The sequence below is a fragment of the Opitutia bacterium genome (assembly GCA_016217545.1).
Taxonomy (GTDB): Bacteria; Verrucomicrobiota; Verrucomicrobiia; order Opitutales; family Opitutaceae; genus Didemnitutus.
The window spans coordinates 178,746-202,536 of sequence record JACRHT010000012.1; the positions used below are offsets into that span (position 1 = coordinate 178,746).

The following is a 23,791-nucleotide window of genomic DNA, read 5'->3' on the forward strand; positions in this document are numbered from 1 at the left end:
CGCGCGGCGGGACGTCATGGATCAGAAGCGGTAGGTGATCGAGGAGACGATCGACCGCGGGAGGATCGGGCGGGCGTTGAAGTAGGCGCCTTGGCCCGAGCCGGAAGCCTGACGCGGATCGCCCTCGGTGAGGCCGGCGCTGTCGAGCAGGTTGGAAACCTGAAGGCGGAACGTGAAGTCGCGCTTGAAGGCGAGGCTGAAGCCCGCGTTCACCTCGGTGAAGGCGCTGAGCGGAATCGCGTTCGGGTTGGCTTCCTGATTGGTCGGGCGGCGGCCGGTGTAGGTGAGCGAGAGGTCGAACGCCGGGCGGCCGAGGCTCGTCTCGGGCAGCGTGTAGGTGCCGCTGATGGAGCCGTAGACCTTCGGCGTGCGCGTGGGCGTGAGGCCGTCGAGCGACGTGAGCGTGCCGCCGATGTTGACGAGGCCGGGCGTGACGATTTTCGGGCGCTGGACGGTGCCGCGCACGTCGATGGAGAGCGCGCGGATGGGATTCCAGGTCACGTCGAGTTCGACGCCGGGGCTGTCGAGGCCGATGGTGAACTGCGTGGGCACGGCGACGCCGTTCACGAGTTGGAAGCCGCCGGAGAGGACGTCGCGCTGGCGGGCGTAGAAGAGCGTGAGGAACGCGGCGATGTGATCGCCGCCGTATTTGTAGCCGGCTTCGAATTGCTTGACCGTCTCGATCTTCGCGGGCGTGACGTCGCCGTTGGCGGTGCCGCCGCCGTCCATGATGATGGCGTCGGAATTCGAGAAGCGCGGCGCGGCGGAGTAGCGCGCGAAGAAGGCCTGGCGCTTGTTGAGCACGTAGTTCGCGCCGAGCGTGTAGGCGGCCTTGTTCTCCTTGGCGTGCGTGTTGAGGTAGTTGCCGCTGCCGAAGGTGGCGTTCATCAGCGCGGGCGCGGGATTCGCGCCGGTCTGCGTATAGGAATTGAGATCGTATTTGCGGAAGGTCTCGTAGTTGCCGTCGTAAGTGCGGTTGGCGAAGCGGACGCCGGCGTCGAGGACGAGGCCGCCGATCTTGTGCGTGAAGTCGACGTAGGGCGTGACCTCGTCGATCTGCGCGGTGCCGTGGCGGTAGTAGCTGCCGATCTGCGTGACGCCGTTGTAGGTGTATTGGCCGAGGACGGCGCCGGTGGTGGCGTTGACGTAGGCGAGATCGAGGCGGTGGTATTCGGGGCTGATATCGATGAGCATCGTCTCCCACTGCCAGAGCTTGGTCTCCTCGGTGGTTTTGGCGTAGAGGCCGGCGAGCACGGTGGTGTTGCCGTCGTTGAAGGTGCCGACGAGGCGGACGTCGTCCTGGAAGTCGGTGAACTTCGCGTCGGAGCGCCAGTGGTTCACGAGGTTGCCGAGGCCGTTGCCGTTGAGCGTGGCAGCGGCCGCGGCGTTGGCCGCGACGACGGCGCCGCCCTGGCCGGGCGCGGTGAGACGGAAGCGGTAGTTGCCGTCGCCGCCGAGCGCGGCGGCCCACGTGGAGGCCGGGACGTTGCCGCCGGTCGCGAGATTGTTGGCGATGGTCTGGAGCGGCGTGGCGGTGCTGAAGGGATTCGAGTTCCAGGATTTCTGGACGGTGGCGTAGCGGTTGCGGTTCTCGAGGGTGAGGTTCTCGTTCAGCTTCACCTGCAGTTCGCTGCCGATGTATTTCAGGTCGACTTGAATGCCGTCCGCGAGGTCGTGGTCGATGGGACCGACGGGCGAGCCGGGGAACACGAAGTGGCGCAAATCGGGCGACGCGGTGGCGCCGGTATGCAGGTCGGGGCCGCCGGGAATCGTCTGCGGATCGGACGTGCTGCCGGTGAGCGGGATCGGGAGCAGAAACGCCGTGCGGTCGTCGAGCGCCTTGCCCGTGACCTTGAAGTAGCCGGCGTCGTTCTTGAACTTGTGATTGAGCGCCATCGTGAGCTGGCCGCCCTTGTTGGCCTTGTAGCCGGGCGAACGCTGGCCGTCGTCGGCGCGATAGAAACCGCCGATGGCGTAGGTGGTCTGCGGCGAGATCGGGCCGGCGACCCACGCGTCGTTGCGGATCAGGCCGAAGTCGCCGAACTCGACCTTGTATTCGCCGGCGAGCGTCTGCGTGCCTTCGCGACCGAGGAAGTTGATCGCGCCGAGCGGGGCGTTGGTCGTGAACACGCCGGAGCTGCCGCCGCGCAAGCCCTCGACAGTGGCGATCCACGTGGCGACACGCGTGTAGTTGTCGGCGGTGGAGAACGAGGTGTCCTCCTCGGAGACGACGGGCAGACCGTCCTCGAGCATCACGGAATAGCGGAAGCCGTTGCCGGCGCCGACGCCGCGGACCGCGAGGACGTTATTTGCCTCGCCGCCGCTCGATTCGAAGTAGAAACCGGGGATCGCCTTCATCAACTCGGCGACGCTGCGCGGAGCCATGGCGTCGATCTTCGAGCGGTCGACGGTCGAGATGGCGAGCGGGCTGTCGAGGCGCGACTGCGGTTTGATCGAGCCGGTGACGACAAAGGCATCGAGCTGAAAGACGGACTCGCTAGCCGGCGGCTGCGGCGCGGGCGCGGTCGTCTGGGCGAGCAACAGTGCGGGGGCACTGGCGAAGAACATCGCGAGACCGAGGAGCGAACGGGACGCGTCTCGGCGCACGACTGAACAGGTGGAGCAGTTCATGATGCAGGGTTGGTGGGGTTTGCTGTTGGCCGGCGTCGCGCGCGAAAGTGGATTCGTCCGCGCGCGCCGCGGCAGTGCATCACGAAAGAGAGCGGCGCGGCGTTGCCCACCACCGAGCCTAGGAGATTCCGGAAAACGCTAGGAGAATTCAAAGCGGGCGCGACGCGGCGGCGTTTCATTGCGCAGCGGAGCTCGGCACGCGATCGCACCACGACTCCACGACCTCGTGCACGGTGTGCATCTCATTGCGCGGCGCGCGCGCGGGCTGGCGCAGCGTTTCCTCCAATTGCCGCGCGTCGACGCGATACTGCTGCGGCGAGCGGCCCGTGGCCTGCCGGAAGACGCGCGCAAAATAGTTCGCGTCGGCGAACCCGCAGCTCGCCGCGATGGTCTTCACGCTGAGCCGCGTGCGGCTCAGCGCGTCGATCGCGTTCTGGATGCGCAGGCGATTGATGCGTTCGACGATGCGCTCGTTCGTCGCGCGGTGGAAAATCTTGGAGAGATGGTTCGACGAGCACCCGACCTCGCGCGCGAGCGACTCCACGCTGAGGGTGTCGACCTGGATGTTGTGCTGGATCAGCCATTCGCACAGCGCGACCGGATCGGTGGACGCGGGCCGGTGCGAGGCGGGAGTGGCGACGAGCGTGCGCAACAGCGAGAACTCGGCGAGCAGGAGGCCCTTGATCGCGAGCGCGTTCACCACGGGATTGCTGTCGTGGAATTCGCAGATGCGGTCGAGATACGTGATCAGATCCTGAAACAGATCCGTGGTGAAGAAGTGCACGTCGTCCGCGCGCGGCACGCCGGGGGCAACCTCGTGCGCGACGTGCACGTCGACGGTGTTGTTGTAGTAGGAAACCACGACGTTTTCGAACGGCTCGCCGTCGGCCCGCACCGTTTCTCCGTGAGGCATGCCCTTCGGCACGATGCAGACTTCGCCCGCGCGCAGCGTCACGCGTTGCTCGGGAAACTCGAACTCCGTCACGCCCGCGAGCTGGATGAACAGCTCCGGCTTGAAGTGGTAGGGCATCCGCCCGTGCTGCTCGTAGAGGCGGCGCTGGCGCGGGATGTGGTAACGCAGCTGGTTGCGCTCGAGCGCGTCGATCTGCCGGCCGAAGACTTGGGCGAACAGGTCGTTCGAGGTGTGGCCGCCGCCTTTGAGACTGGCTGCGAACGAAATCATGATGGGCCTTGCGGGGGGTGAGCGGGGCCGTCGGTCGCGAAAGGTCCCGGGCCGGCAGGGACTTCGCGTCGAACAGGAAACGTGGGGTTAGAAAAATCTATCTGCCACCGATCTTGCGATTTTCACAGGGGAGTCGACCGCAATACGGGAGAGAAACCGGTCCAGAACAGGAAAAATCTACGCGATACGCCGGGCTTTGACTTTCCTCAAGGACGGGTGCGCGCTCTTCGGGCACACTCACCGCCATGCGCAACGTCGCTCCCGGCTCGGCCTCGCCAACCTCCTTCCGCTCCCTCGTGCTGCCGCGCGAGCACGGCAGTTGGTCGCTCGCGCTCGAGCCGGTCGCGCTCGGCCTGCTCGTCGCGCCGTCGCGCGGCGGCGCGTGGCTCGCCCTGGCGGTGATCGCGGGATTCTTCACGCGGCGTCCGCTGAAGCTCGCCGTCACGTTGCCGCGCTCCGATCCGCGCCGCCGCGCCACGTTCGGCTGGATGCTCCTCTTCGCCACCACCGCGCTCGCCGGACTCCTGCTCAGCACCGCGCCGAGTTTGTGGCGTAATACGCCACATCCAACCTGGACCGCGCTCTGGCCGCTGCTGCTCGCGACGCCACTCGGAGCGGCGTTCCTCTGGTTCGATTTGCGCGGTGAAATGCGCGAGGCGGAAGCGGAGATCGCCGGCAGCGCCGCGTTCGCGCTCGTGCCCGCGGCTTTCGCCACACTCGCCGGATGGAGCGCGGCACCCGCGCTGTCGCTCGCTGGCCTCATGCTCGCGCGGAGCGTGCCCACCGTGCTCACCGTGCGCACGTATCTGCGTCTCGCGAAGGGCAAACCCGCGACCGCTCTGCCCGCGCTCGCGTGCGCCGGTGGCGCGCTGATCGTCGTCGTGGCGCTGGCCACGCGAGACCTCGTCCCCGGCACCGCGGTCGTGCTTGCGCTGCTGCTCGCGGCGCGCACCGCGTGGCTGCTCTCGCCGCGCGCGCCGACATGGAGTGCGCGGCGCGCGGGCATCACCGAAGCGATTCTGGGTGCCGTCTTCGTCGCCGCACTCGCGCTCGGCTACGGCGCACGCTGACCACCGCACGCCGCGCGCGTCCGGAATTTTTCGCGGTCGCTTGACCCGCATCAAGGCGCGATCGCGCGCCCGGCGTTATGCTCTCGGGAGTAAATCCCGGACAAACTCACGCCATGAACCGCAAACCCCTCGATTTCCCGCGCTCCTCGATCGGCTATACTGCCGCCTCCACGATGAAAAACCCACGCATCACCGTCCTCGCGACGGCCGGCCTCGCCTTGGCCGCCGCGCTCTGCACCGCCTCGCTCGCCCACGCCAACGAAGGCCCCACCGACGCCAAGGGCCCCGTCATCCTCCCGTCCGAAGTGCAGGCCATGCCGGTCGAGCAGGCGATTCTCACCGCGCCGCCGCACGTGCCGCCGGCCATCACGCGCAAATACGCGGCGCGCGTCGTCGTGCAGCTCGAGGTGCGCGAAGTCGTCGGCCGTCTCGCCGACGGCGTCGAATACACTTTCTGGACCTACGGCGGCAGCGTCCCCGGCTCGTTCATCCGCATCCGCGAAGGCGACGTCGTGGAATTCCACCTGAACAACCACCCGTCGTCGAAGCTCCCGCACAACATCGATCTCCACGCCGTCACCGGCCCGGGCGGCGGCGCGGCATCAACGTTCACCGCGCCGGGTCACAGTTCGCAGTTCACCTTCAAGGCTCTCAACCCGGGCCTCTACGTCTATCACTGCGCCACCGCGCCCGTCCCGATGCACATCGGCAACGGCATGTATGGCCTCATCCTCGTCGAGCCGAAGGACGGCCTGCCGCCTGTCGACAAGGAATACTACGTGATGCAAGGCGAGTTCTACACCACCGGCAAATACGGCGAGGAAGGTCTGCAATCCTTCGACATGCAGAAGGCCATCGACGAACGCCCGCCCTACGTCGTGTTCAACGGCGCCGTCGGCTCGCTCACGGGCGACAAGGCCATCACCGCCAACGTCGGCGAGCACGTCCGCATCTACTTCGGCGTCGGCGGCCCGAACGTCACGTCATCCTTCCACATCATCGGCGAAATCTTCGACAAGGTTTATCCGGAAGCCGGCCTCAGCCTGCCCAACGCCAACGTCCAGACCACGCTCGTCCCCTCCGGCGGCGCGTGCGCCGTGGAGTTCAAGGTCGATGTCCCCGGCACGTTCGTCCTCGTCGACCACTCGCTCACGCGCGCATTCAACAAGGGCGCGCTCGGCATGCTCAAGGTCACCGGCCCCGAGGACCGCGTCACTTACTCCGGCAAGGAAATCGACGCCGTCTACTTCGGCGCCGCCGTCGATTCCGATGCCTCAAAGCGCGCCGCCGATCTAAAAGCCAAGATCGCCGCCGAGATCGCGAACAATCCCGCCATCGCCGGCTTCACCAAGGAAGCGCAGATCGAAAAAGGAAAACAGGTTTACATGGGTCTCTGCTTCGCCTGCCACCAGCCCGACGGCAAGGGCATGCCCGCGGTCTTCCCGCCGCTCGCCCAGTCCGACTACATGCTCGCCGACCGCGACCGCGCCGTCCGCGTCGTGCTGAAGGGCCTCACCGGTCCCGTCACCGTCAACGGCCAGTCGATCAACAGCGCCATGCCGCCGCAGGAAGCCGCGCTCACCGACGCGCAGGTCGCGGACGTCCTCACCTACGTCTTCAACTCGTGGGGCAACAAGGGCGACGCCTTCAAAGCCGACCACGTGAAAGCCATCCGCAACGAGGCCCGCAGCAACTAAGCGCGCGGCAACTGAGCGCGCGGCAACTGAGCGCGCGGCCAGGGTGGTCGCCGCTGTCCCAGCGGCGACAAACTCCCGCTGCCACCTCGATCCGCGCCGTCCGAAAAATCTTCCCGCCTTGTCCACGACTCCCGTCACCGTCCGCCGCACTCTTCCTGCCCCGGCCCGCACCGGCGCAGGCGCGGCGTGTTGCGGCCCGGACACGGCGGCTAATTTGTCCCCGGTTAGCGTCAGGGTATCAGTAAACTGCACTCCGTCCGCGGCGCCTCGTGCGCTGCTCGCACTCCACGCGAGCGCCGCGGCCGGATCTTCCCCGAAGTCCGTCCTGACCAAGTGTAACCTATTAGGTTACACTTCCCCCACACTCCCCTCTCTCGGGCAGCGAGTTTGTAACCTATTAGGTTACACTTGGCGCTCGCTCGCTGCGGCGGCACTCGCCGTTCCGCTCTCGACCGCGCTCGGCGCTGCCTCGCCAAGCGATCCGAGGACTAGCTCCCTCAACCCGGCCGCGGCGTCCACAGCCGTCGTCATCCCCGCCGGCAGCTATGTTCCGCTCCAGCGTTCCGTGAAGGACCTCGCGAGCGTGCCCGTCGCCGCGTTCCGCTTGGACGTCACGCCGGTCACCAACGCCGAGTTTCTCGCCTTCGTCCGCGCCAACCCCAAGTGGCAACGCTCGCGCGTCAGCCCGCTCTTCGCCGACGCCTCGTATCTCGAAACGTGGGCCGGCGACCTCGAGCCCGGCCCGCGCGCACCCGCCAACGCGCCGGTCGTGCGCGTCTCGTGGTTCGCCGCGCGCGCTTACGCTGCGTGGGCCGGCAAGCGCCTGCCCACCACCGCCGAGTGGGAGCTCGCCGCCAGCGCCGGCTACACGCGCGCCGACGGCAAGAACGACGAGCAGCTCAACCGCGACCTCTACGCCTGGCTCGCGCGCCCCGTGCCGGCCGTGCTCCCCGACGCCGCGACCGCGCGCCCGAATTTCCACGGCGTGCGCGGTCTGCACGGCCTCGTCTGGGAATGGGTCAGCGATTTCAACACCGCGATGGTCACCGGCGAGTCGCGCGCCGACTCCGGCCTCGAACGCGACCTCTTCTGCGGTGCCGGTTCGGTCGGCGCCAAGGACACGACCGACTACGCCGCGTTCATGCGGCAAGCGCTCCGCTCCTCTCTCCGCGCCAACAACACCACGTCCTCCCTCGGCTTCCGCTGCGCGCAGGACCTCTGAACGATCTTTCTCTTTCTTCTTTCTCCCAATCTTTCTCCGCGCCACGCCATGAACACCACGTCCTTCCCCACCCCAACGTCTTCCCGCCCCCCCGCACCGAGTAACCCAATAGGTTACTCATCCCGCTCGCTCTCACTCTGGGGCGGTAACCTATTAGGTTACTCCGTCCGTTTGGCCGCGGTCGGGGTTGCGCTTTCCGCCGCGGTCGCGGTTAGCGCCGGCTCTTGCTGCAAGCCCGAGCCGAAACCGGAACCCAAGGACGCGTGCTGCGCCGCGGCCGAAAAGCCCGCCTCCGCGAAGAAGGCCGATTGCTGCAAGCCCGCGGAAGCCGCCGACACCACCGCTGCACCCTTCACGCGCACCTCGCTCTACCAAGCCGACGGCTCCTTCACCGACGATTCGGGGAAATCCTTCCGCCTCGCCTCCCTGCGCGGTCGTCCCGTCGTGGTGAACCTGTTCTTCGCCACCTGCGGCTACGCCTGCCCGCTCGCCGTCACCGACCTGCTCGCCGTGCAAGCGCGCCTCTCGCCCACGCAGCGCAAGGACACCGTGTTCGTCCTCGTGTCGTTCGATCTCCAGCGCGACACCGTCGAGGCGCTCGCGCAATACCGCGCCGCGCGCCAGCTCGACGACAACTGGATCCTCCTCCGCGGCGACGACGCGTCCGTCCGCGAACTCGCCGCTCTCCTCGGCGTGAAATACAAGCAGGAAGCCGACGGCTCCTTCGCCCACTCGAACCTCTTCACGATCCTCAACCGCGAAGGCGAAGTCGTCCACCAGCGCATCGGCCTGCAAAGCGGCATCGACGGCGCCGTCGCCGCGCTCACCGCCCTCTAAAACCACCTTCGCGCCGCGGCGCTACCACAGGCGCACACGTGCGTCCGGGGCGAGGTAGAGCCAATCGCCGGGACGGACGTCGAAGGCGTCATACCACGCATCGAGATTGCGCGCCGTCGCGGCGCGAAACGCTTCCGGCGCATGGTTGTCGGTCTGCACTTGTCGGCGCAGACCCGCTTCGTCGGTCTTCGCCCGCCACGCGCGAGCGAAGGCGATGAAGAACTCGCGATTCTGCGCCCGCGTGTATTCCGCGTCGGCGGCGCGTGCGCCGAGTGCGTGCCGGTGCGCCACGAAGGCGAGTTCCAAGCCCGCGAGGTCGGCGAAATTTTCCACCAGCGTCCGCTGTCCGTCGAGCGGCAGATCCGCGGCCCGGCATGCGGCGAACTGCGCGATGAGGGGCTGCGTGGCGGCGGCGTAAGCGGCGCGATCCGCGTCGGTCCACCAGTTACGCAGTGCGCCTCCCGCGTCGTAGTCTGCGCCGAGCGTGTCCACGAAGTGGCACATTTCGTGGGCAAAGATCGCGCCGATCGACCCATAGAGCGCCGCGCGCGAAGCCGCCGGGTCGAACTTGGGCGGCTGCAGCAGCGCGGCCGCGAAGTTGTAGGAGTTGAGCAGGAGGTTGATCACCGCGCCGGATTGGTGCGGCGACATCGTCCACTCGCGTAGATCGACGGGCCGGTCGAGTCGGGCGAGCGCAGCGCGATGGCGCCATTCCGCCACGCGGCGGCGATTGCCGAAGGCGTCGTCGCGCGCGACCGTCAACGCGGAGTCGTCCACCCAGGTCTCCGGGTGACCCGCGCTGAAATGCGCGACCCGCAAAATCTCCTGCGCGCGCCGGCGACCCTCCGGGCTCAGCCAGCGAGCGGTGGCCACGCCGCGCTGGAAATGCGCGAGCATATCGTCGGCGACCGCCTGCACGCGCGCCTTCACCTCCGGCGGGAAAAATTTCTCCACGTAGGCCCGGCCCAGCAGCTCGGGCAGCGCCCGCTCGAGCTCGGCCAGCGCAAGCTGTGGGCGCGCACCAGCGGGTTCCGCGCGGGCGGCGGCAAACTCCGCCGGCAACACGTCCGCATGGCGTTGCACGAGGTGGAAACGGAGATAGTCCTGCCACACGGCCAAAGGCTGGGCGTCGATCTGCGCCGCGATGCCGGTCACGGCGGCCGGCTGCCAGACCGCGATCTCCAGCGTGGTCTCGAGTCCGGCGGCGCGGAAGAACTTTTCCCAATCGAGCCCCGGCGCGCGGGCGGGGAAATCGCTGCGGAGCCACACTTGGTCGGCGTTGCGCTCGTTGGCCGATTTCTCGTCGGAGACGTGCGTGTGCGCCAATTCCGTTTCGAGCGCGAGCACGGCGCGCGCGCGCTCCTCCGCGCGGTCGCAGCCGAGGCGACGCAGCGTCGCGGCGATGCCGGAAGCGTAGCGCGCGCGGCTTTCCACGGCTTCCGCCGTCTCGGCGGTGTAGGCCTCCGCCGCTCCGAGTCCGAGCCCGCCTTGCAGGAGATAGGCGTGGTGCCGGCCGTCGCCGCGAATGCCAAATTGCACCGCAAACCCGAAGACGTGCGGCGAGGAAAAGACGCCGGTGTTCAGCGGGTCACAATCGGCCCGCAGTTCGGCGCCGAGCCAGTCGGCCAGCGCACCTTTGTCCCCGAGCGCATCGATGCGCTGCAACAGCGGCTGGAGCGGGGCGGTTCCGCGAGCCTCGATGGCCTCCGTGTCGAGGAACGCCGCGCGATAGTCGCCGATCTTTCGCGCCGTCGAACCGGGCGCGGCCTGCTCCGCGCTGGCAAGCAACTCGGCCATCTGTCGCTTTGTCTGCGCGGCGATTTCATCGCGCGCCGTCCAGCGGTTGCGCCCGGTGGGCAGAGCGGTGGCCTTGAGCCACGCACCATTGGCGTAGGCGAAAAAGTCGTCGCCCGGATGCACGGCGATGTCCACGCCGTCATCGACGCGGGGCGGAGTCTGCCGGGGTTCCGTCGCGCCCTCGAGGACAGCGGGGAGAAACGCAAGTCCGACGCCGAGCAGAAGACGCGTGGAAATCCGGCCCGCGCGGAAGCGCGACCCGCGAGGCGAGGCTGATTCGTGGTTCATTTTTTCCAGGGGGTAGAGAACGCGATCAGAGTCGCGTCCGATGGTTCCCGCACAATCGCCGCGAGCCCACTCGCAGTCCCGCCCGACGTAACGCGCAATTGGCACGACCAAACTGCGCCGCGTGGGTCGCGCGCGTCGCATCCGCGTCGCTCCTTATCGCGCGCAGTTCGTGCCGTTATAGGCGGCGCGTCTTGACGCAGATCAAGGTTTTCGCCGCGACGGCCGGGTATCGTTCCCGGGTCAACGGCAACCACGGGCCGCTCCGACAACCTGCCCGTATTCATGAAATCCCTCGCCGTTCTCCTTCTCGCCGCCACGCTCGCGCTCGCCGCCCACGCTGCCGAACCCGCCTCGTTCGCCGACGCCGTCGCGCAAGGCAAGGTCTCACTCAACGCCCGCCTGCGCTACGAAGGCGTGCAGCAGACCAATCTGCTCGACGCCAACGCGCTCACGCTCCGCACGCGCCTCGGCCTCACGACCGCGAAGTTCCACGGCTGGCAGTTCTCCGTTGAGGGCGAGAACGTCACCGCCTACGACGGCGACGCCTACAGCCAGTCCGGCCTCAATCCCGCCGCCGCCCGCCGCGCCGTGGTCGGCGACCCCGAGACCACCGAGCTGAACCAGCTCTGGCTCGCCTACACTTTCGGCAAAACCACCGCCACGCTCGGCCGCCAGAAGCTCATTCTCGACAACGCCCGTTTCGTCGGCGACGTGGGCTGGCGGCAGAATCAGCAGACGTTCGACGCGCTCGTCGTGCAGGACAAATCGCTCAAGGACACGACGCTCACCTACGCCTACCTCGACCAAGTGAACCGCGTGTTCTCGCGCCGCCACGCGCAAGGCCGCTGGGATTCCGAGTCGCACGTGTTGAATGCCGCCTACACCGGCAACCCGCTCGGCACCGTCACCGGCTACGCCTACCTGCTCGACTTCGACAATTCCACCGCCAACTCCTGCGCCACCTACGGCGTCAGCCTCGTCGGCGCGCAGAAGATCAGCGACGCCCTCAAGTTCACTTACCGCGCCGAGCTCGCGACGCAGTCCGACTACGGCTCCAGCCCGCTGAGCTACTCCACCGTCTATCACAGCGTGGAGGCCGGCCTCGCGGCGAAGTCCGTCAGCTTCACGCTCGGTCACGAGCTGCTCGGTTCCGACAACAACGTCGGCTTCAAGACTCCGCTCGCGACGCTGCACGCCTTCAACGGCTGGGCCGACCTCTTCCTCGCGACGCCCGCCGCCGGCCTGCGCGACGTCTACGTCAAAGGCACTGCCAATTTCCCGTCGGCTGTCACGCTCACCGCGTTCTACCACTGGTTCGAAGCCGCGAAAGGCGGCGCGGATTTCGGCACCGAGACCGACGTGATGCTCTCGCGCAAGTTCGGCAAATACGTCACCGCGACGGCGAAGGCCGCCGAGTTCCGCCGCGACAGCCTCGCCTACGCCAACGTCCGCAAGGTCTGGCTCCAACTCGACTACGCGTGGTGAACCTCCATCGGGGATTCCCCGCTACTTCGCCTCGTCGCGCTTCTGCTAAACTCCTTCCATGAAACCCCCGGCGCCCCGCCTCCGTTTCTACCTCGCGCTGACGCTCACCGGCGTGATCGGCCTGTTCCTCGGGCTCGGCAGCTACACGTTCACGTTCGCCCACGGCCTTTCGTATTTTTCCAACGACCCGAAGGCGTGCGTGAACTGCCACATCATGCGCGAGCAGTTCGACGGCTGGCAGAAATCCCCGCACCACGCCGTCGCCACCTGCAACGATTGCCACACGCCGCACGACTTCGTCCGGAAATACCTCACGAAAGCGGAAAACGGCTACTGGCACTCGAAGGGTTTCACGCTGCAGGACTTTCATGAGCCGATCATGATCCGCTCGAAGAACGTGGCCGTGCTCCAGGAAAACTGCGTCGCGTGCCACCAGCAGATCGTCGACGGCATCAACACCCACCCGGGCGATCCGCAGAAGATGCTCGATTGCCTCCACTGCCACCGCGACGTCGGCCACGGCCCCGTCCGCTGACCGCTCTTTCTCTTCCCTCTTTCTCTCAATCTTTCTCCTTCCCCGCCCCTCACCCGCCATGAACTCCCGCCTCTCCAGCCAACGCGGCCTCAGCATCGCCGGCTACCTCGGCCTGCTCGCCCTCTTCGCCGTCGCCACCTTCGGCGTCCTGATGCTCTACCAGAACATCGTCGCCCGCAAAGCCGAGGCGACCAAGGATGTCTTCCGCGTCGTCGAAGTCAGCGACAAGACGATCGACCCCGCCGTCTGGGGCAAAAACTACCCGCGCCAATACGACAGCTACAAGCGCACCGTCGACACCGAGCGCACCAACTTCGGCGGCAGCGAGGCGTTCCAGCACCTCGACGCTGATCCCATGTGGCGCCGCATCTTCGCCGGCTACGCCTTCGGCATCGATTACCGCGAGGAGCGCGGCCACGCCTACATGCTGCAGGACCAGCGCGAGACCGAGCGCGTCACCAAACGTCCGCAACCCGGCGCCTGCCTCCAGTGCCACGCCTCCACAGTGAACCTTTACCTCGAGCAAGGCCTCAAGGCCGGCGCGCCCGCCGGCAAGGAGCACTGGGAAGAGCAAATGCAGAAGGGCTTCGAGGTCGTCTGCAAGATGCCCTACGCCGAAGCCACCAAGCTCGTCGAGCATCCGGTCTCGTGCATCGATTGCCACGACGCCGAGACGATGGCGCTCCGCGTGAACCGCCCGGGCTTCCTCAACGGCATCCGCGCGCTCGCCAAGTCCGACTACCCGACGCCGCACCTGCCGAGCATCGAGCGCTGGCGCAAGGAAGGCCGCAAAGGCCAATACGAACCCAACAAGGACGCCACGCGCCAGGAAATGCGCTCGATGGTCTGTGCCCAGTGCCACGTGGAGTATTACTTCAAAGGCGAGGGCAAGCTCGTCACCTACCCGTGGGACAAGGGCCTGAAGGTCGAGCAGATCGAGACCTACTACAACGAGGTCGGTCACAAGGATTGGGTGCACAAGGAAACCGGCGCCAACGTGCTCAAGGCCCAGCACCCCGAATTTGAAATGTGGAGCCAGGGCATCCACGCCCGCGCCGGCGTCTCCTGCGCCGATTGCCACATGCCCTACGTCCGCGAAGGCGCCGTCAAGGTCAGCAACCACCACGTCCGCTCGCCGCTCCTCAACGTCGCGCAGGCCTGCCAGACCTGCCACCGCGTCCCCGAGCAGGAAATCAAGGCCCGCGCCCTCGCCGTGCAGGACCGCAACGCCGCGCTCCTCACCCGCGGCGAGAAAGCGCTCGTCGGCCTGATCGACGCCATCGTCGCCGCGCAAAAAGCCGGCGCCACGGATGCGCAACTCAAAGCCGCGCGCGAGTTCCAGCGTCAGGCCCAGTGGCGCCTCGACTTCGTCTCCGCGGAAAACTCCATGGGCTTCCACGCTCCGCAGGAAGCCGCGCGCATCCTCGCCGAGGCGATCGACTACGCCCGCCAAGGCGAACTCGCCGTCGCCCGCGACACGAAGCCGGCCGCTCCCGCCGTCGCCACCGCCGCCGGCACACCGTAAATTTGGTTTGGTTCCGATCGAGAGGCGCGACTCGACCGAGTCGCGCCTCTTCGTTTTCCACGCCGCCGCGCGCCCCGGAACATTGGCTCGCGCCATCCGGTCGCATTTCGCAATCTGCCCCGATGCGCCCTGCGTATGTGCGACTCGCCCACTGGCTGTTCCGGCACCGACGCGCCGTCGTCATCGCGTGGCCGCTCGCGCTGCTGCTGTGCCTGCCCGCCGCCCGCCGCGCGCCGGATTTTCTGCAAGCCGGCTCCGGGCAACTGCCCGGCGCCGACTCGGCTGAAGTGGAAACCGCCCTCGCGCGCGACTTCGACCATCCGTTCACGCACAGCCTCGCGATCACGTTCGACTCCGCCACCGCACGCATCGACGCGCCGGAGTTCCGCGCCGCACTCGCCGATTTCGCCTCCGCCCTGCGCACGAGTCCCGCCGTGGCGCGCGTCGTGGTGCCGGACGAGCAGGTCGCCGCGCAATTTCGCGCTGCCGACGGACACTCCGTCGCGGTGCTGCTCGGGTTGAAGGCCGGCCGCTTCGACGAAGCCGAGGCCGCCGTGCCCGTCGTCCGCGCCGCCGTGCGCGCGGCGTGGCCGGCCGCGCGCTTCCCGGAGTGGAGCGTTCGCGTCACCGGTCGCTCCGCGATCAACTACGACCTCGGCGTCTTCAACGCCCGCGACTCGCAGCGCGCCGAGCTGCGCGCGCTGCCGCTCTCGTTGATCGTGCTCGTCTTCGTGTTCGGCTCGCTCGGCGCCGCGGCGCTGCCGCTGGCCCTCGGCGTCGCCTCGACCACAGCCGCGCTCGCGGCCGTGCCGGCGCTGGCCTCGTTCACGCCGCTCAACATCCTCTACCAAAACGTCGTCACGCTCCTCGGTCTCGCGCTCGGCATCGATTACTCGCTCTTCCTCGTCAACCGCTACCAAGAACAGCGCGCCGCCGGCGACGATCGCGAGAGCGCGCTCGCGACTACGCTCGCTACCACGGGTTTCGCCATCACGTGTTCCGGGCTGACCGTGTTGATCGGACTCGCCGGCTTGCTGCTCACACCGCTCTTCGAACTGCGCTCCGTCGGCCTCGGCGGACTCGTCGTCGTGGCGCTGAGCGTCGCGCTGTCGCTGACGTTGCTGCCCGCGCTGTTGGTCACGTGCGACCGCTGGCTCGGTTCGCCGCGCTGGCTCGCGCTCCGCATCGCTCCCGCCCAGAGCCAGACGCGTTGGGAAAAATGGACCGCGTTCGTCCTCCGGCGCCCCATCGCGGCGCTGCTGGTCGGCCTCGCGGGATTGCTCGCGCTGAGCGCGCCGCTCCTGAAACTGCACCCGGGATTCCCCGACCGGCCGTGGCTGCCGACGACAATGGAAAGCACCGAGGGATTCGCCGTCCTGCAGAAGATGGGCGTCTCGCAGGAGGCGATGCCGTTCCTCATGATCGTCCGCGCCACCGACGGCGGCGAACTGCTCCCGCGTCACCTCGACGGTTTGATCGCGCTGTCGGACGAATTATGGGAGGACGGCCGCGCCAATCGCATCTTTGGACCGGCGGACCTCGCGCCGATGGTGCCGCGCTTCCTCGTGCGGGAATTCTATCGCGACTTCGAACGCCATTTCGCGGAGAAGCCGGAACTCGCCGCAATGATCCTCAGCCGCGACCGGCGTTCCGCTCTCGTGCAAATCGTCCTGCACGACGACGCCACCTACGGCGCCACGCAGGAATACTCCCGTTGGCTGCGTGAGCGACGCGTGCCCGGGCTTACGCTCGCGGTCGGCGGACACTGGCCGGGCGCGCTCGATTTCGACGCGGTGTTGCTGCGTGCCTACCCGATCGCGTTCGGCGCCGTCATCGCCGCGACGTTCGCGGTGTTGGCATTCGCGTTTCGCTCGCTGCTCGTCCCCGTGAAGGCGCTCGTGTTGAACGCGCTGTCCGTCTCCGCCGCCTTCGGCGCGATGGTCGCGGTTTTCCAATGGGGCTGGGGCGCCGCGTGGCTCGGACTCGACGGGCCGACAGGCGCCGTGCCGCTCGTGATTCCCATCATGGTTTTCTGCCTCACGTTCGGGTTGAGCATGGACTACGAGGTGATGATCCTTGCACGCGTCCGGGAGGAATTTCTTCGCTCGCCCGATGGCGACGCCTCGGTGCGCCGCGGGCTCGTCGCAACGGGCCGCATCATCAGCGGTGCCGCTGCGATCATGGTCGTGGTGTTTGGCGCCTTCGCGCTCGCGGGCGTCGTGGTCGTGAAGATGTTCGGCTTCGGCCTCGCCGTCGCCGTGGCGGTCGACGCACTCGTCGTGCGCGCGCTCATGGTGCCGGCCGCGATGAAACTCGCTGGCCGCTGGAACTGGTGGCCGGGCCTGCGTGGCGCGCCGGCGCCCAAGGCCGAATGAAACTCCTCGTCACCGGCGCCTCAGGCTTCGTCGGCGGCGCGGTCGTCCGCGCGGCGCGCGCCCGCGGCTGGGAAGTGCGCGGCATCGGACGCCGCGCGCTGGCGGAAGACGGTTACGCCGCAATCGATCTCACGCGACCGTTCGACTTGGATTTCCGCCCGGACGTCGTCGTGCACGCCGCCGCGCGGTCATCGCCGTGGGGACGTGAGCGTGAGTTCACGGCGCAGAACATCGACGGCACGCGCCACGTGCTGGATTTCTGCGCGACGCACGGCTGCCCGCATCTCGTTCATATCTCCACTGCCGCCGTGCTCTATCGGCGCGAACACCAGCTCAACCTCGACGAACAAACTCCGCCGCCCGAGCAGCCGATCAACGACTATGCTCGCACCAAGCTCGCGGCCGAGCGCCTCGTGCGCGGCTACGGCGGCAGCTGGGCCATCCTGCGGCCGCGCGCAGTGTTCGGACCGGGCGATACCGTCGTATTTCCGCGGATCCTGCGCGCGCTCGAGCGCGGCCGCTTGCCGTTGATCGAGTCCGACCGACCAGTCTTCGGCGACGTCATCTTCGTCGACACACTTGCCGACTACATCCTGCGCGCCGCCGAGCGCCGCGCGACCGGCGTGTATCACGTCACGAACAACGAACCGGTGGAAATCTACGCGTTCCTCCGGCGCATTTGCGAAGGTCTCAACCTGCCGCCGCCCACGCGTCGCGTGAGCGCCACACGCGCGCTCCGGCTCGCTGCCTTCGTGGAGACGATCTACCGTTGCCTGCCCTTCCTCGGCGAACCGCCCGTCACGCGCTTCGGCGTCAGCGTGTTCGCCTGGTCCAAAACCTTCGACGCCCGCCGCACGCTGCGCGACCTCGGTCCGCCTTCCGTTAGCCTCGAGGAAGGCCTGCGCCGTTTTCTCGCCGCCGAGCGCGCCCGCCGCTCCGCGCCTCTTTCGCCCCCATGAAGCAACACTTCAAGATCATCGGCTCCGCCCGCGCGCTGCCGAGCAAGTGCCTCACGGCCGACGAACTCGATCGCCGCGCCGGCTTGCCCGCCGGCTGGACCGAGCGCCACACCGGCGTGCGCTTCCGCTATGAAGCGGTTGAGCCCGAGAACGGCACGACGCTCGGCTGCCAGGTCGTGCGCGAGGCGTTGGCTTCCGCCGGCCTCGGTCTGCGCGACATGGAGCTGCTGATCGACGCCAGCCTCTGCGTGCAGCAACCGATCCCGAGCAACTCCGCGCTGCTCCAACAGGCGCTCGGCCCCGAAGCCGCGGGCGGCGCGACGATGGACGTGCACTCCAGCTGCCTCGGCTTCGCGGTCGCGCTGCAAGTGGCGAACGGCTTGTTCGCGAGCGGCGCGCATCGTCGCGCGGTCATCGTTTGCGCCGAGACGCACCTGCGCGGCGTCAACTGGAACGACCCGGAAAGCTCACACCTCATGGGCGACGGCGCCGCGGCGGTCGTGCTCGAAGCGTGCGCGCCGACGCACGACTTCGTGTTCCGTTTCCAGACCTTCGGCGCCGGCGCGAACCTTTGCCAGGTGCAGGGCGGCGGGCATCGCCTGCCGCCCTACGACTACGCCGAGTCGAAGCGCGCGCTCTACCAATTCGAGATGGACGGCAAGGGCGTGCACAAATTCGCCAGCACGCACCTGCCGCCGATGGTCCGCGACGCGCTCGCGGAAGCCCGCGCGAGCATCGGCGACCTGCACGTCGTCCCGCACCAAGCCTCGGGCCCCGCCATCGAGCTGCTCGCGCGCCGGCTCGGCGTGAATCCCGAGCGGTTGCACTCGTCCGTCCAAAATCACGGCAATCTCGTCGCCGCCGGCCTGCCCTTCGTGCTGCACGCCGCGCGCGCCGAGTTGCCCGCGGGCACGCGCGTGATGCTCATCGGCACCGCTGCCGGTTACTCGCAGGCCGTGGCGATCTTCACGCTCTGAGAAAATGGAAACGCGTTTCTTCAACGGCGGTCACTGCGGCCAGCTGCTCGCGCTCGTCGACCGGCGCAGCTGGCGCTGGGTGCGCTTCCACGCCGTTTTTCTCGCCGTGCGCCATCCGCGCGAAGGCTGGGTGTTGATCGACACCGGTTACGGCGGGCGTTTCCCCGCCGCGACGCGACGCTGGCCGTTCTTCCTCTATCGTCTCGCGACGCCCGCGACGATGGCGGGCTCGACCGCCGACACGCTGCGCGCCGCCGGCATCGCGCCGGAGGAAATCCGGCACGTCGTCGTCACGCACTTCCACGCCGATCACATCGGCGGACTCGCCGATTTCCCGCACGCAACCATCCATCATCACGCCGACGCGTGGCGCACGCTCGCCGCGCTCTCGCCGTTCAAGCAACTGCACGCCGCCTTCCTGCCCGCGCTCGTGCCCGATTGGCTGGCGCAGCGCAGTCGCCCGATCGCGGCCGAGGCCTTTTTGGCGGGGACCGAGTTGCCCTTCCCGATGCACGATTTGTTCGGCGACGGCACAATCCAGCTGCTCGACCTTCCCGGGCATGCGCCGGGACACCTCGGCGTGCGCCTGCCCGGCGCCGAGCGCCCGCTGCTCTACGCGACCGACGCCTACTGGAACGCGGCCCAGATTGCCGGCGGCGTGGACCTGATTCCGCCCGTGTTGCGCGTCCAATGGGACGGTCGCGCCTACGTTGAAACGGTGCGCCGCCTGCGCGGCGTGCAGGCAGCGGGGACACACACCCTGCTCGCATGCCATGCGCCCGAGACGCAGGCGTTCGTCGCAGGCAACCCATGAACGTGCTCGTCACCGGCGCCCGCGCGCCCATCGCCGCCGACCTCGCGCGCGCGCTGTCGCTCGCGGGCCATCGCGTGTGGGTGAGCGACAGTCTCCGCTGGCCGCTCGGCGCCGCGAGTCCGTTCGTTGCCGGCTACGTGCGACTGCCGGCGCCGCGCCGGGATTTTGGCCGTTTTTGCACCGCGCTCGCCGGGGCCTGCGAACGACTCGCGCTCGACGCCATCGTGCCGACCTCGGAGGAAGTTTTCTGGCTCGCCGGCACGCGCCATCGCCTGCCACCGGGCGTCGATTTGCGCACGAGTGCGCTGCCGGTGCTAGCGCAGCTGCACCACAAGGGCGAGTTTGCCCGGCTCGCGGCCAGCCTGGGCTACGGCGCGGCAGCGAACCACGTGCTTACTTCGCGCGACGAGATTGCCGCGCTGCGCGAGCCCGAGCGCTACGTCTTCAAGCCCGTCTACTCGCGCTTTGCCGCTCGCACACTACTGGCTCCAACTCCGCGCCAGCTCGCGCGCCTCGCGCCGACGCCCGTCGAGCCGTGGCTCGCCCAAACGCGGATCGCGGGCCACGAACTCTGCGCCTACAATGTCGCGCACGACGGCCGGCTCCTGCTGCACATCGCCTACGCGCCACTCGTGCGGCACGGCGTTGGCGCCAGCATCAGCTTCGGTCCGGTGGAACACGCCGGCCTGCGCGAACTCTGCTCCCGCATCGTCGTCGCAACCGGATTCACCGGGCAAATCAGCTTCGATGTCATGGAAACCGACGACGGCCGGCTCGTCGCGCTCGAATGCAATCCGCGCGGCACGAGCGGCGCGCATCTCGCCGCGCAACATCCGGCCGTGCTCGCCACCGCGCTGCTCGGCCAGACGACCGCGCCTGCCGACAGGCTGCCGACCGAGCCACGCCTGCTGCGCGTGCCGTTGCTGTTGAGCCAGCCCTCCGCTTGGCTCCGCTGGCGCGAATGCCGCGAACGCGACGCCCTCCGCGCCGCCGGTTTGCCGCTGCACGCACAACTGCTCGCTCTGACGGAGATGACGTGGCTCGCGCTGCGCCACCGCACGAGCCTCGCGCGCGCGTCGACGGCTGATTTCGAATGGAACGGGGAGGCGATGCGTGAGTGACGCGGCGTGGCGCACGTTCCTCGGAGCAGGCTTGCGCGGCGACGCCCCGCTGGTCGCCAACGCGGATGTCACTGTCCACGAGGTTGCACTCGCCGGCGAGCGCGCACCTGTCGTCATCAATCGCGGTCGCGCCGCGGAAACAAGCTGGGTGGCGAGCTTGCGCAACGCCTACGGGCCTTATGCGCGCGCCGAAGCCGCCGCCGCGAATCTCAGCGCCTTCGCGCGCCGGCTCGGCGTCGCCGCGTCGCACGTCGGCGAGACGTTGCTCGCAGCCGGCGGACTCTCGGGCGGTTGCTACCTCGACAGCTGGCTGATCGCGACGGAGCTGCACGCACCGCAATTGACCAGCGCAGCCGTGCTCCACGCGCTGGACGAGGTGATGCGACTCGCGCCGCGCGAGCCGATCGTGCTCCGCTCGCTCACGCCCGCTCTGCACCGCGAGTTGCTCCTGGGTGTCGCGGAGGCCGGTTTCCTGTTGTTGCCGACGCGGCAGGTGTGGCTCGTGCCCGATCTCGCGAGCGGCGCATGGCGGCGGCGGCGCGACCCGGCGAACGACCTGCGCCTCGCCGCCGAGTCGGCGGAAGCCTGGCAGTGGATTGATGGCGCGGCATTTTCCGCGGACGACTTTGCCACGGCGCACGCGCTCTATCAGCAGCTGTATCGGCGGCGCTACCCGACGTTCAACCCCGACTACACCGTGGAGTTTTTCCGCCGCGGCGTGGCGAGCGGTTTTATCGAGGTGGCGGGAATGCGTCCGGCGCGCGGCGGGCCGTTGCAGGCCGTGGTGGGCATGGTGCATCGCGGCGGCGTGTCCGCGACGCCGTTGCTCGGCTACGACCTCACGGCACCGCAGGAGCTCGGCCTCTATCGCCTCGCCTCACTCCACATTTGGCAGAACGCGGAGCGTCGCGGCACGCTGCTCCACTGCAGCGCGGGCGCGGGCGCGTTCAAGGAGAGCCGCGGTGCGACGCACGCCGTGGAGTTCGCCGCGGTATGGACGGGCCATTTGCCGCGCGCCCGCCGGGCCTGCCTTGCGACACTCGCGGGGACGCTGCGTCGTTGGGCGGTGCCCTACATGGAGCGTCACCGGCTTTGACGCCGGCGCGTTTCGGGGGAAACTTCCGCCTCGCGGCCCGAGCATGACCTGCGTCAAGGCGCCGGACCGCTTTCCCCGCTATTTTTCCCTCCACGCCCCGGCGCCGCATGAAACCCAAATCCTTCAAAATCTTCGACGTCCGGCCGCTGCTGGCTCAAGGCGCGGAACCCTTCCCGTTGATCCGCGAACGCGTCGATGCGCTCGATGCCACGCACGGTCTGACCATCGTCGCGCCGTTTCTTCCCGCGCCGCTGATCGAGTTGCTCAAGAGCGAAGGCTTCGAATCCACGATGGAACGCCGCGCCGACGGCGCGTGGGCCGTCAATTTCTGGAGGCAAAACCCATGAAAGCCATTCTCGCCACCGACGCCGCCGGCGTCGCCCCGCTCACCCTGCCCGACCGCGCGCCCGATCATGGCATCGTCTCACAGGCGCTCCTCACTGCGCCCGGCCTGCGCGCGACGCTCTTCCGTTTCGCCGCCGGACAGGAACTCTCCGAGCACACCAGCCCCGCGCGCGTGCTGGTGCAGGTCGTGGCCGGCGAATGCGAATTCTCGGTCGCCGGCGAGCCGCGGCTGATCAAGCCGGGTGAGTTGCTGCACTTGCCGCCGTCCGCACCGCACGCCGTGAAAGCGGTCAGCGATCTCACGCTGCTCGTGATCCAAGCGACGCCGCCCGCAGCGCGCGCGTGAGTCGCCGCGCTCAGGCGAGTTCGCGGTGCCGCTCGCGGTAGATCGCGCGCAAGCCGCTCTCGCGCCAGCCGAACGCGACGCCGTCGAGAAAGTTCAACCAGCCCACGTCCTCATGCCGCAACCCGACGAACTGCTCGCGCACGGCCATGATGTTGATGTCGTGCGACACGTGCAGATCGAGCGCGCGGGGCGTCGACGCCACTTCGGCGAGCCGCTCGCGGATGTGAGCCAGAATCTCGCTCGCGCAACGATCCGCCGGATCGATGACGTTCGCAGGCAGTTCGCCGCCACACCAGAGGCGCACGAAATGTGGGCCGTGCAACTCGAAGAGCCGGCCAAACTCGTCGCGGTCGCGCGTGTAGCCGATTCCGAGCGCCTCGTGCGCGCCGTGGATCTCGGCCGTGGCGCCGAGCCGGCGCACGCCGCGCGCGATGCCCTCGGCCGTTTGCTGGCAGCGCTGCACCGGACTGAAAAACAGCCGCACGCGCGCGAAATCCCCGAGCGACGCGCCGAACGCCTCCGCAGCCGCGTGGCCCTCCGCGGTGAGAAGAGGCAACTCCGGCCGCGTCGGATCAACGATTTCCTCGCGCGCCGCATGCCGCAGCACCGCTGCCACCGGATGACCGGATCGGGCCTCGTTTCGCAAGGTTGCCAGAAGAGCTTCGCCACGCATCGTGAAAATTGATGCGCGGCCCACGCCCGACAGGTCAAGCCCGCGCCGCTCCCCGCCGTCCATGCCCACGCCTCCCCGCTCCGCCGAATTCAAACTCACCGGCCTCATCGGCACGCTGCGCTGCGCGCAGCTGTTCAGCGGACTCTCCGGCGAGGACCTGACGATGATCGCCGGATTCACGCAGACCGTGGCGCTCGCGAAGGACGACTATCTTTTCCACGAGGGCGAAAGTTCGCGCGGCTGCTACCTCGTGCAGAGCGGCGCGATCAACGTCCACAAGGTCAACGCCGCCGGGAAGGAGCAGGTGATCCACGTTTTCCGCGCGGGCGAGTCGCTCGCCGAGGCCTCGCTCGCGTCGCCGACCGGCTATCCGGCCAACGCCCGCGCGGTCGAGCCGAGCACCGTCCTGCTGATCCCGAAGGCGCCGCTGCTGGAGCTGATCGGCCGTCGCCCCGACCTCGCGCTGCGCATGCTCGGCTCGATGAGCACGCACCTGCGCGTGCTCGTCGGCATGCTCGACGACCTGACACTCAAGGACGTCGAGACGCGCCTGCTCCACTGGCTGGTGAAACACGCGCGCGACGCGAAGGACGGTGTCGTCCCGCTGCGCGGCACCAAGCGCGTGCTCGCGGCCGAACTCGGCACGAGCAGCGAAACACTCTCCCGCACGCTCGCGCGCCTGCGCGACGAGAAGCTGATCACCGTCGCGGCGAAGAGCATCGCCGTGCACGACGCCGCGAAGTTGGCCGCGATGCTGCGGCACAACCTGGGCGAGGCGTAGAGGAGCGGGAGCTTGGGTGGGGGCCGTTGCCCTC

Annotated in this window: 20 protein-coding genes; 16 read left to right on the forward strand and 4 right to left on the reverse strand. The window is 68.3% G+C overall.

Translation table 11 applies throughout. From position 1 onward, the window contains the following. Nucleotides 1-21 precede the first annotated feature (21 nt). Both HZA32_07795 and HZA32_07800 read right to left on the reverse strand, forming a co-directional pair. Nucleotides 22-2,631: a TonB-dependent receptor gene (locus HZA32_07795; GenBank protein ID MBI5423976.1), complete on the reverse strand. Its 2,610-nt coding sequence runs from the start codon at nt 2,629-2,631 to the stop codon at nt 22-24. 175 nt (nt 2,632-2,806) lie between these two features. Further along, on the reverse strand, nt 2,807-3,814 hold the full coding sequence (locus HZA32_07800; protein ID MBI5423977.1) for an AraC family transcriptional regulator: 1,008 nt from the start codon (nt 3,812-3,814) through the stop codon (nt 2,807-2,809). Nucleotides 3,815-4,059: 245 nt separating this feature from the next. Here HZA32_07800 and HZA32_07805 point away from each other — a divergent pair, with 245 nt between their 5' ends. The 4 genes from HZA32_07805 to HZA32_07820 all read left to right on the forward strand — a co-directional run bounded on the left by HZA32_07805 (nt 4,060) and on the right by HZA32_07820 (nt 8,640). Continuing rightward, nucleotides 4,060-4,884, forward strand: a complete 825-nt coding sequence (locus HZA32_07805) for a YwiC-like family protein (protein ID MBI5423978.1) — start codon at nt 4,060-4,062, stop codon at nt 4,882-4,884. 173 nt (nt 4,885-5,057) lie between these two features. Then, nucleotides 5,058-6,581 carry a nitrite reductase, copper-containing gene (nirK, locus tag HZA32_07810; protein ID MBI5423979.1) on the forward strand — a complete coding sequence of 508 codons (1,524 nt, stop codon included), beginning with the start codon at nt 5,058-5,060 and terminating at the stop codon, nt 6,579-6,581. Between the two features lie 529 nt (nt 6,582-7,110). Further along, nucleotides 7,111-7,803 (forward strand): formylglycine-generating enzyme family protein, encoded by a 693-nt coding sequence (locus tag HZA32_07815; protein MBI5423980.1) that lies wholly within the window; start codon nt 7,111-7,113, stop codon nt 7,801-7,803. Between the two features lie 48 nt (nt 7,804-7,851). Beyond that, a complete protein-coding gene (locus HZA32_07820) occupies nt 7,852-8,640 on the forward strand; it encodes an SCO family protein (protein ID MBI5423981.1) in 789 nt (262 codons plus the stop codon). Between the two features lie 21 nt (nt 8,641-8,661). On the opposite strand, the gene HZA32_07825 is transcribed toward HZA32_07820, so the two are convergent. Continuing rightward, nucleotides 8,662-10,725 (reverse strand): M13 family metallopeptidase, encoded by a 2,064-nt coding sequence (locus tag HZA32_07825; GenBank protein MBI5423982.1) that lies wholly within the window; start codon nt 10,723-10,725, stop codon nt 8,662-8,664. A 282-nt stretch (nt 10,726-11,007) separates the two neighbouring features. Between HZA32_07825 and HZA32_07830 the strand changes: the two genes are divergently transcribed. From HZA32_07830 to HZA32_07880, 11 genes are all read left to right on the forward strand, one after another. Then, nucleotides 11,008-12,210, forward strand: coding sequence for an alginate export family protein (locus tag HZA32_07830; protein MBI5423983.1), 1,203 nt, complete (start codon nt 11,008-11,010; stop codon nt 12,208-12,210). 58 nt (nt 12,211-12,268) lie between these two features. Further along, entirely contained in the window at nt 12,269-12,745 is a 477-nt protein-coding gene (gene nrfH, locus HZA32_07835) for a cytochrome c nitrite reductase small subunit (protein MBI5423984.1), read from the forward strand. A 58-nt stretch (nt 12,746-12,803) separates the two neighbouring features. After that, nucleotides 12,804-14,270 carry an ammonia-forming cytochrome c nitrite reductase subunit c552 gene (locus HZA32_07840; GenBank protein MBI5423985.1) on the forward strand — a complete coding sequence of 489 codons (1,467 nt, stop codon included), beginning with the start codon at nt 12,804-12,806 and terminating at the stop codon, nt 14,268-14,270. A 122-nt stretch (nt 14,271-14,392) separates the two neighbouring features. Next, nucleotides 14,393-16,645, forward strand: a complete 2,253-nt coding sequence (locus HZA32_07845) for an MMPL family transporter (protein ID MBI5423986.1) — start codon at nt 14,393-14,395, stop codon at nt 16,643-16,645. After that, on the forward strand, nt 16,642-17,604 hold the full coding sequence (locus tag HZA32_07850; protein MBI5423987.1) for an NAD(P)-dependent oxidoreductase: 963 nt from the start codon (nt 16,642-16,644) through the stop codon (nt 17,602-17,604). The genes HZA32_07845 and HZA32_07850 overlap by 4 nt, the downstream gene beginning before the upstream one ends. Then, nucleotides 17,601-18,581, forward strand: a complete 981-nt coding sequence (locus HZA32_07855) for a ketoacyl-ACP synthase III (GenBank protein ID MBI5423988.1) — start codon at nt 17,601-17,603, stop codon at nt 18,579-18,581. Before HZA32_07850 ends, HZA32_07855 begins: the two co-directional genes overlap by 4 nt. A gap of 4 nt (nt 18,582-18,585) precedes the next feature. Beyond that, on the forward strand, nt 18,586-19,395 hold the full coding sequence (locus HZA32_07860) for an MBL fold metallo-hydrolase (protein MBI5423989.1): 810 nt from the start codon (nt 18,586-18,588) through the stop codon (nt 19,393-19,395). Continuing rightward, a complete protein-coding gene (locus HZA32_07865; GenBank protein MBI5423990.1) occupies nt 19,392-20,516 on the forward strand; it encodes an ATP-grasp domain-containing protein in 1,125 nt (374 codons plus the stop codon). Before HZA32_07860 ends, HZA32_07865 begins: the two co-directional genes overlap by 4 nt. Next, nucleotides 20,509-21,612 carry a hypothetical protein gene (locus HZA32_07870; protein ID MBI5423991.1) on the forward strand — a complete coding sequence of 368 codons (1,104 nt, stop codon included), beginning with the start codon at nt 20,509-20,511 and terminating at the stop codon, nt 21,610-21,612. The genes HZA32_07865 and HZA32_07870 overlap by 8 nt, the downstream gene beginning before the upstream one ends. 107 nt (nt 21,613-21,719) lie before the next feature. Further along, the gene (locus HZA32_07875) at nt 21,720-21,959 is read left to right on the forward strand and encodes a DUF2249 domain-containing protein (GenBank protein ID MBI5423992.1); all 240 of its coding nucleotides are present in this window, start codon (nt 21,720-21,722) and stop codon (nt 21,957-21,959) included. After that, nucleotides 21,956-22,303, forward strand: a complete 348-nt coding sequence (locus HZA32_07880; GenBank protein ID MBI5423993.1) for a cupin domain-containing protein — start codon at nt 21,956-21,958, stop codon at nt 22,301-22,303. Before HZA32_07875 ends, HZA32_07880 begins: the two co-directional genes overlap by 4 nt. A gap of 10 nt (nt 22,304-22,313) precedes the next feature. Here HZA32_07880 and HZA32_07885 read toward each other — a convergent pair whose 3' ends face one another. Continuing rightward, entirely contained in the window at nt 22,314-23,045 is a 732-nt protein-coding gene (locus HZA32_07885; GenBank protein ID MBI5423994.1) for a histidine phosphatase family protein, read from the reverse strand. On the opposite strand from HZA32_07885, the gene HZA32_07890 reads away from it, so the two are divergent. Further along, the gene (locus HZA32_07890; protein ID MBI5423995.1) at nt 23,038-23,757 is read left to right on the forward strand and encodes a Crp/Fnr family transcriptional regulator; all 720 of its coding nucleotides are present in this window, start codon (nt 23,038-23,040) and stop codon (nt 23,755-23,757) included. The genes HZA32_07885 and HZA32_07890 overlap by 8 nt on opposite strands. Nucleotides 23,758-23,791 lie beyond the last annotated feature (34 nt).

Excerpts from the sequence above, each read along its gene's own strand:
- HZA32_07795 (MBI5423976.1), bottom strand. The coding sequence starts at position 2,631 with ATGAACTGCTCCACCTGTTCAGTCGTGCGCCGAGACGCGTCCCGTTCG.
- HZA32_07800 (MBI5423977.1), bottom strand. The coding sequence starts at position 3,814 with ATGATTTCGTTCGCAGCCAGTCTCAAAGGCGGCGGCCACACCTCGAAC.
- HZA32_07805 (MBI5423978.1), top strand. The coding sequence starts at position 4,060 with ATGCGCAACGTCGCTCCCGGCTCGGCCTCGCCAACCTCCTTCCGCTCC.
- nirK (MBI5423979.1), top strand. The coding sequence starts at position 5,058 with ATGAAAAACCCACGCATCACCGTCCTCGCGACGGCCGGCCTCGCCTTG.
- HZA32_07820 (MBI5423981.1), top strand. The coding sequence starts at position 7,852 with ATGAACACCACGTCCTTCCCCACCCCAACGTCTTCCCGCCCCCCCGCA.
- HZA32_07825 (MBI5423982.1), bottom strand. The coding sequence starts at position 10,725 with ATGAACCACGAATCAGCCTCGCCTCGCGGGTCGCGCTTCCGCGCGGGC.
- HZA32_07830 (MBI5423983.1), top strand. The coding sequence starts at position 11,008 with ATGAAATCCCTCGCCGTTCTCCTTCTCGCCGCCACGCTCGCGCTCGCC.
- nrfH (MBI5423984.1), top strand. The coding sequence starts at position 12,269 with ATGAAACCCCCGGCGCCCCGCCTCCGTTTCTACCTCGCGCTGACGCTC.
- HZA32_07840 (MBI5423985.1), top strand. The coding sequence starts at position 12,804 with ATGAACTCCCGCCTCTCCAGCCAACGCGGCCTCAGCATCGCCGGCTAC.
- HZA32_07845 (MBI5423986.1), top strand. The coding sequence starts at position 14,393 with ATGCGCCCTGCGTATGTGCGACTCGCCCACTGGCTGTTCCGGCACCGA.
- HZA32_07850 (MBI5423987.1), top strand. The coding sequence starts at position 16,642 with ATGAAACTCCTCGTCACCGGCGCCTCAGGCTTCGTCGGCGGCGCGGTC.
- HZA32_07855 (MBI5423988.1), top strand. The coding sequence starts at position 17,601 with ATGAAGCAACACTTCAAGATCATCGGCTCCGCCCGCGCGCTGCCGAGC.
- HZA32_07860 (MBI5423989.1), top strand. The coding sequence starts at position 18,586 with ATGGAAACGCGTTTCTTCAACGGCGGTCACTGCGGCCAGCTGCTCGCG.
- HZA32_07865 (MBI5423990.1), top strand. The coding sequence starts at position 19,392 with ATGAACGTGCTCGTCACCGGCGCCCGCGCGCCCATCGCCGCCGACCTC.
- HZA32_07875 (MBI5423992.1), top strand. The coding sequence starts at position 21,720 with ATGAAACCCAAATCCTTCAAAATCTTCGACGTCCGGCCGCTGCTGGCT.
- HZA32_07880 (MBI5423993.1), top strand. The coding sequence starts at position 21,956 with ATGAAAGCCATTCTCGCCACCGACGCCGCCGGCGTCGCCCCGCTCACC.
- HZA32_07890 (MBI5423995.1), top strand. The coding sequence starts at position 23,038 with ATGCCCACGCCTCCCCGCTCCGCCGAATTCAAACTCACCGGCCTCATC.